The sequence below is a fragment of the uncultured Flavonifractor sp. genome (assembly GCF_944387675.1).
GTDB lineage: Bacteria > Bacillota > Clostridia > Oscillospirales > Oscillospiraceae > Flavonifractor.
In genome coordinates, this window is sequence record NZ_CALXFV010000104.1 from 1 (window position 1) to 7,151 (window position 7,151).

General features: G+C 61.8%; 9 protein-coding genes. 6 read left to right on the top strand and 3 right to left on the bottom strand.

Features of this window, described 5'->3' with window-relative positions; translation table 11 throughout:
• Positions 1-222: 222 nt before the first annotated feature.
• The 3 genes from Q0J74_RS09415 to Q0J74_RS09425 all read right to left on the bottom strand — a co-directional run bounded on the left by Q0J74_RS09415 (position 223) and on the right by Q0J74_RS09425 (position 3,437).
• Positions 223-1,137, bottom strand: a complete 915-nt coding sequence (locus tag Q0J74_RS09415; RefSeq protein WP_297213829.1) for a DUF2156 domain-containing protein — start codon at positions 1,135-1,137, stop codon at positions 223-225.
• 109 nt (positions 1,138-1,246) lie between these two features.
• Positions 1,247-2,425 carry a DEAD/DEAH box helicase gene (locus tag Q0J74_RS09420; protein WP_297213831.1) on the bottom strand — a complete coding sequence of 393 codons (1,179 nt, stop codon included), beginning with the start codon at positions 2,423-2,425 and terminating at the stop codon, positions 1,247-1,249.
• A gap of 154 nt (positions 2,426-2,579) precedes the next feature.
• Entirely contained in the window at positions 2,580-3,437 is an 858-nt protein-coding gene (locus Q0J74_RS09425; RefSeq protein WP_297213834.1) for a putative RNA methyltransferase, read from the bottom strand.
• A gap of 185 nt (positions 3,438-3,622) precedes the next feature.
• On the opposite strand from Q0J74_RS09425, the gene Q0J74_RS09430 reads away from it, so the two are divergent.
• From Q0J74_RS09430 to Q0J74_RS09455, 6 genes are all read left to right on the top strand, one after another.
• The gene (locus tag Q0J74_RS09430; protein WP_297213836.1) at positions 3,623-5,113 is read left to right on the top strand and encodes an S-layer homology domain-containing protein; all 1,491 of its coding nucleotides are present in this window, start codon (positions 3,623-3,625) and stop codon (positions 5,111-5,113) included.
• 280 nt (positions 5,114-5,393) lie between these two features.
• Positions 5,394-5,666, top strand: a complete 273-nt coding sequence (locus tag Q0J74_RS09435; protein WP_297213839.1) for a toxin-antitoxin system toxin subunit — start codon at positions 5,394-5,396, stop codon at positions 5,664-5,666.
• Positions 5,659-6,093 carry a hypothetical protein gene (locus Q0J74_RS09440; RefSeq protein ID WP_297213842.1) on the top strand — a complete coding sequence of 145 codons (435 nt, stop codon included), beginning with the start codon at positions 5,659-5,661 and terminating at the stop codon, positions 6,091-6,093. The genes Q0J74_RS09435 and Q0J74_RS09440 overlap by 8 nt, the downstream gene beginning before the upstream one ends.
• Entirely contained in the window at positions 6,083-6,733 is a 651-nt protein-coding gene (locus Q0J74_RS09445; protein WP_297213844.1) for a M15 family metallopeptidase, read from the top strand. The genes Q0J74_RS09440 and Q0J74_RS09445 overlap by 11 nt, the downstream gene beginning before the upstream one ends.
• 4 nt (positions 6,734-6,737) lie before the next feature.
• Positions 6,738-6,926 carry a hypothetical protein gene (locus Q0J74_RS09450; protein WP_297213846.1) on the top strand — a complete coding sequence of 63 codons (189 nt, stop codon included), beginning with the start codon at positions 6,738-6,740 and terminating at the stop codon, positions 6,924-6,926.
• 3 nt (positions 6,927-6,929) lie between these two features.
• A partial coding sequence (locus tag Q0J74_RS09455) for a hypothetical protein (protein ID WP_297213849.1) occupies positions 6,930-7,151 on the top strand: 222 nt, incomplete at its 3' end.

Sequence of the window (7,151 nt, forward strand, 5' to 3'; positions counted from 1 at the left end):
TGTCACGTCCGCATCACAGCCGCGTACTTCTCCACCATCAAGTCGGGATAATAGGACTCCTTGGCCTTTCGCAGGCCCGCCCACCGGACCAGGGGTCCGGCGGGTCCCCGTATTTCTCTTCCTCGGGCGGAGTAAATCCGCCCTGCGGCAAGCCGTCTTTCAGACAGCTTGTACGCGCTATGCGCGTCCCGCTTTGCGGGTCCCGGTGGAAGGCCTGCTTTGTCACGTCCGCATCACAGCCGCGTACTTCTCCACCATCAAGTCGGGATAATAGGACTCCTTGGCCTTTCGCAGGCCTTCCACGCCCATGTCGTCCTCCCGGTTCAGGTATTTCACCTGGGGATGCTGTGTCCGCACCCAGCGGGCAAATTCCCGGTTGATCATGGCGTAGGCGCCCTGGAGCTCGCTGTATGCCTTTTCAAAGTGTACGTCAAAGGTGTCCGCTGTCAGGTGGTCCCCCATGGTGAAGGCCACCACCTCCCCGTACACCCGGATCAGGCCGCCCTCCAGCCCCAGCTGATGGTAGTGCTCCATGGCGGTGCGCAGAGCGATTCCCTCATCTCCCAGGTCCCGCTCCTCCGCCTCCCCCTCCCGCTGAAGGGAGCGGAGATACCACTGCTTATCCATCTCCAGACACTCCGGCAGGCTGGCCGGGGTGATGGGCTCGTACACCCAGGTGGGATTGTTCTCCACAAACCGGTTGATGTGGTTGCGCTTGGCGTGGAGCTTCTTGCCGCCCAGGTCCGCCAGGCGGTCGATTTCATACAGGTAGTCGTAGCCGTCCCGGTCGGAAATATAGTCAAACCGGCCGGGGAAGAACTCCTCCAGCTCCGCCATCTGCCGCCGGGTCACGCACACCAGGCACAGCGGCCGGCCCCGGCGGGCTGCATCCTCCTCCAGCGCCCGGATGGCCCCGGCAATATCCCCGGCGCCGGCGGGGTACATATAGCTGCATCCCATCCGCCCGCACAGATGGGTCACCACAAATCCGCCCACCCGGCCGATCTCCAGGCCGTAGGCCTTCTTCCAGACAAACATGTTGGTGAAATTGTAATCACAGCCCCGGTAGCTGCACCGGGCCAGCAGTTCATCCACCCAGGGCTTGTCCGCCGGCACCGGCGTGTGAAAGTCAATCATACAAATTCAGATCTCCTTACTCCGTTCTAGTATACCGGTATGATATCACGCCTATACCGGCCATGGCAAGAAAAACAGCGGGCCGGACAAAGGTCCGGCCCGCTCCAGCTCAGCCCTCCACCAGCATCAGGCAGCCATCCTCATCATATCTCAGGCGCTGCACCTCCGCCCGGGTGTTGCGGATGATGTCGTCCATACGGATACCCTCGGTCACTGTGGCCACAAGGGTGTACGCCACTCCGTGGCGCTTGGCCCGGCCCGTCCGGCCGATGCGGTGGGTGTAGTTTTCCAGCTCGTCTGGTACGTCGTAATTAAACACCGCGTCCACGTCGTCAATGTCCAGTCCCCGGGCCGCCACATCGGTGGCAACCAACACCCGGATCTCCCCCTTCTTGAACTTCTCCAGGGTCTTTTCCCGGATGCGCTGCTGGATATCCCCGTGGATGGCCTCGCAGGAGATGCCCCGCATTTTCAACAGACCGGCAAGCCGGTCGGTCATGTTCTTGGTGTTGCAGAAAGCGATGGCCCGCTCGTATTCCCCGTGGGTGATGAGGGCCGCAATGGTGTCCAGCTTCCGCTCCCGGCCGTCCAGGTCGATGCGGTACTGGGTGATATCCGGCTTGGACTCCTCCACCGGACGGACGGTGATCTCCACCGGGTCCCGCTGGTACACCCAGGAGATATCCATTACCTCCCGGCTGATGGTGGCGGAAAACATACCCATGTTCCGCCGGTGCTTCAGCTGGTCCAGAATTCGGGTCACGTCCCGGACAAAGCCCATATCCAGCATCCGGTCCGCCTCGTCCAGCACCACCGTCACCACCTTGTCCAGGCGGACGGTGCGCCGCTTCATGTGGTCCATCAGCCGGCCGGGGGTGGCCACCACAATCTGGGGCCGCTTCTTCAGGGTGCTGATCTGCTTGTCAATGGGGGCGCCGCCGTACAGGCAGACGGTGCGCACCCCCTCCTTAAATTCGCACAGGTCCCGCAGCTCCTCCTGGATCTGCACCGCCAGCTCCCGGGTGGGCGCCAACACCAGCGCCTGGACCTCCTCACTGGAGGGATCAATGTGCTCCACCATGGGGATGCCGAAGGCAAAGGTCTTGCCGGTGCCGGTGGGGGCCTTGGCAATCACATCTTTCCACTCCATAAAGTAGGGGATGGCCCCGGCCTGCACCGGGGTTGCCTGGACATAACCTTTTTTATCGATGGCCTTCATGACCTCCGGGGACAGGCCCAAATCGGCATAGTTCACCACCTCATTGACCTGCTCGCCGTTGATTTCCATGGGTACAACCTTCCTTTCGTTTCAGATTGCCTGATTCAAGGTCCCCACAGGCATCGAAACTCCCTTTCGTACCCAAAACGCCCTCTTTCCCCGGGGCGCGACCTCAAATCCAGCCGCCGGACCTGTTTCCGGCGGATTTTGCCCACCTACTATATCATAGCCCGGCCTGTTGTGCAAGGGGGGGAAGACGGCGGAAGACATGGATGCGGAATTCGGCGGTTACCTCCAGGCCGTCCAGACCCTCCAGGCGGATCTTTCCCTCTCTGGGGGTCTTCCAATAATAGGGGGTCATCTGGAACAGGTCCCGCAGGTCCGGCCCGGATACCGCCATGCGGTATTTTACAGGCACCACCGCCTCATAAGAAAAGCCATCATAGGGGATATCCTCCTCCCGGTTGCGGTAGGGCGTATCATACAGCACCTGCTTCAGCTCCCACAGGTGGTCCGCCCCCGGCACCACATACAAAAACCACCCGCCGGGGCGGAGCACTCGCCGGAATTCCGCCAGAGCCAGGGGGGAAAAGCAGTTGAGCAGCAGATCCACCCGGTCCGCAGCCACCGGCAGTCGGTAGGCCGAGGCCACCGCCAGCTCCCCCGACTCCAGCCGTTTGGCCGCCAGACGCACCGAGGGCTTGGACAGGTCGATGCCCACCAGCCGGACGGACCGGCCCGCCCCGGTCAGAGCCTGCCACACCCCCTGGGTGTAGTACCCCTCTCCACAGCCGGAGTCCAGCACCGCGCTTCCATCCCCCGCCCCCTCCAGGGCCAGATCGCACAGCGCGGCGCGCAGCGGCTGATAGTATCCCCCGGACAAAAACCGGTGCCGGGCGGCGGTCATTCCCTTGTCGTCCCCCGGCTCCCGGGCGTGCTTCCGGTTGGCGGGCAGAAGGTGGACATAGCCCTCCCTGGCCCGGTCGTAGCTGTGGCCGCCGGGACAGAGATACCGCCCCGGCTCCCGCCGCAGCGCTCCGCCGCAAATGGGGCAGCACAACAGGCTGTCGTCTCCCTTCATACCCATTTCCTCCCCGAATTTTGCATTGATTTGCTCCGATTATACGGTCCTTTTCCGCTCTTGTAAAGAAGGCCGCTCCTCCTTTCTCCAAATTCTCCCCAATTTCTTCCGTTTTCTTGCTTTTTTTCGCTGCTCGTACTAAAATATCCTTAGGAAGACGAGAAGAAGGAGCGTGAATAAATTCCATGTCCATGAAACGTCGTATTCAAAGCCTGATTCTGGCCGGAGCGCTGGCACTGTCTCTGGCCCTGCCCGCCGCAGCCAGCGGGTACAGCGACCTGCCCGAGAGCCACTGGGCCTATTCCGACCTGATGGAGGCCTCCCAGCTGGGTATCATTCAGGGAGTGGGCAACGGGCAGATGGCCCCCTCCGCCACCATGAGCTGGGGCCAATTTTTGACCATGCTCACCCGCACCTTCGCCGCGGAGGCCTACCAGAGCGCCACCGGCGACGGTCTGGCCTGGGATCAGGCGGGCTACGCCGCGGCGGTGGAGTCCGGCCTGCTGCGGGAGGAGGACACCCTGCCGGTGTCGCCGGAGAGCCTGGGCGGGGATATCTCCCGGCAGGACGCGGCGGTGCTGCTGTACAACGCCCTGCCGGAGGACGCCTGGGAACACTACTACGTCTGGGGAGAGACCCAGGACCCCTCCGCCCTCTCCGATTGGAATGACATGGACCCCCTCCATCAGCAGGCAGTCTCCGGCCTGGCGGAACTGGGCATCATCAACGGCAAGAGCGACGGCTCTTTCGGCTGCACCGACTCCATTCAGCGCTGTGACGGCACGGTGCTGGTGATGCGGGTGTTGGAGGTGGTTGATTCCTGCCTGCGATATGAAGAAAAAGATATTACCGTTCGTATTTTAGATGCCCAGAGCGGTCAGGCCATTTTGCCCGACCAGCAGATGTCCTCCCGGGTGGGAGAGTACCTGTCCAGCCTGCCCTACCAGCTGGAGCAGGACGCGCTGAAGTACTACAACTACAACTGGTCCGCCAGCCAGGTGAGCCAGGTCTCCTCCGCCTGCTCCACCTATACCCTGTATTACACCCCCATGACCCAGGCCCAGCGGGAGGAGACCGACTTCTGGGAGCGGGTGGATCAGGGACTGGCCAGTTATGAGGACTACTGGAAGCAGGATTTCTGGCTGAAATTCCAGGGGGAGAACGAGCGCAAGTATGAGCTGCTCTTCGGCGACGCCACCAAACGCCGCTTCTCCAGCCAGGAGGAGGCCAGCGCCGCCATGACCACCATCACCATCCCGGTGTGGAAACTCTCAAACGGCACCAAGGTCAGTTCCACCCTCTCTCTGAGCATCCACAGCGCCATCGCCGAGGATGTAAAGGCCATCTTTACTGAGATCTACAACGATCCGGAGCAATTCCCCATCCACGACATCGGCGGTTACTCCTGGCGGGGAGACTCCGCCACCGGCGAGCACAACTGCGGCACCGCCATTGACATCAACGCCAACGAGAATTATCAGGTCCGGGATGGCCAGGCGCTGGTGGGCAGCCTGTGGCAGCCGGGCAGCAATCCCTACTCCATCGCCCCCGACAGTTCGGTGGTGCGTATCTTTGCAGAGCACGGCTGGAGCTGGGGCGGAGACGCCTGGGCCGGGAGCAGCGATGCCTCCCAGGGCTATCACGACTACATGCACTTCTCCTATATGGGGATGTAAGGCTTTTGTTAAAATACTTTCATATTCTGTTCACAGTCCGTTCACCATTGGGAGAGGGTCCTCGTGTATGATGAGGGTGTCAGGAAGAAATGACAACCAACCTCCTCTCTACTCTCTCTTTTACCTCTCTGTTCACACACACAACAGCAGCGGACCCGTCTTTGGACGGGTCCGCTGCTGTTTTTTCCCTTGTTGCACAGAAACATACAAAATTCTCCCCCCGCCCGCCAGGGATAAGACGGCCCGGCCTTCCGGTGCCGAGACAAGGAGGAGACAGATTATGCTGACTATCATCGAGATCGCAGCCCGGCCAGACGGGGGCCACGGCCTGCAAAGCCAGAGCCACCGGACGGCATGCTGGCTGGAGGGGTGGATCGAGGTACCGCCCCAGCTGGAGCAGGCCGTGTGGGACTGCCGGGGCTACTGCCAGCTGGAGATCCAGGACGGTGTTCTCACCGGAGTGGTACCGGGCCAGCCCCCCGCTCCGCCGGAGGCCGGACCAGACACCGCCACGGTACTCAATACGCTGCTGGGGGTGACGGAGAATGGATGACCGGTTACAGCGGGCGGAGCAGCTGCGCCGTGTTCTGCAGCTGTTTGCCGCCTCTCTGGAGGAGGCCCAGGCCCTGGAGGTTGCCACCGTTTTCCCCGTCTACCAGGTGGGAAGGGACTACGCCGCCGGAGAGTACGTGACCTGCGGGATCAACCGCACCGGGGACCCCCAGCTCTACCGGGTGGTCCAGGCTCACACCAGCGCAGCCCAGTGGCCGCCCAACGCCACCCCCGCGCTCTATACCCCCCTGGGATTGGACGAGGGCGGCTACCCGCTTTGGGTGCAGCCTGCCGGCGCCCACGACGCCTACAGCATAGGGGATATCGTCAACTATGGCGGCACCCTTTATCGCTCCCTGCTGAATGGAAATGTCTGGTCGCCTGACGCATATCCTGATGGGTGGGAGGTGTTTACCCATGCTGAATAGCCGAAACATTGACGACCTCCGGCCTGATGTGGCCGCCAACTGCCGGGTCTGGCAGCAGCTGTGCCAGGAGGAGGAGTTGGCAGTGTTGGTCACCGGAACTGTCCGGGACGACGAGTATCAGCTCTACTGCTATAAAAACGGCACCAGCCAGTCCAAAACGCCCAGCTTCCACGGCGTGAAGGCGGGCCTGGCCTTCGACTTCTGCAAAAACGTGAAAGGCCATGAATACGACGATTTGAGCTTCTTCCAAAAAGCGGCCGCCATCGCCAAGAAGATGGGCTTCGAGTGGGGCGGGGACTGGAAATCCTTCCCCGACCGGCCCCACCTCCAGTGGAGCGCCGGCGGGAAATACACCAGCGCCATGGTAAGAGCGGGGCAGTATCCGCCCGCTATGCCGCTGTATGCTCCGTCAGGGAGCGGCCAAGCACCCCAGCAGGAAGAAAACCAAGAGGAGGAGGACGACATGCTTATCTATCATCAGATCAAGGAAATGCCCGACTGGGCGCGGGCCAGCGTGGAGAAGGCGGTGGCCCTGGGGGTGATTCAGCAGTCCGGCGACGGACAGGTAAACGTGTACGAGCCCAATTTACAGACCATTGTGCTGTTGGACCGGCTGGGCCTGTTTGACAAGGGGGTGTGAGTTCTTGCTGCAACGGCTGGCAAAATTGATAGACGTGAAAAGCATTGTGACCATTTCCCTCACCTGGGTATTTGCCTACCTGGCCGCCGCCGGGAAGGTACAGGTGGATCAGTTCCTGACGGTCTTTACCGTAATCATTGCCTTCTATTTCGGCACCCAGAGCCAGAAGGCTGCGACCGGCAAGGGGGAGTAGCCCATGGGAGAGCGGGAATGCTCCATAACCGTGGGGACCTGCTCCGCGGCGGCGCGGGTGGAAACGCTGGAGCGGCAGCTGCAGACCGAAAAGGCGGAGCGCTCCCGCGCCCATGAAAAGATCTATGACCGGCTGGGAGAGCTGGAGCGTGGCATGACGGCCGTCACCACCCAGTACAGCCAGATCATCTCCCAGCTGGCCTCCATGTCCGCCGATCTGAACACG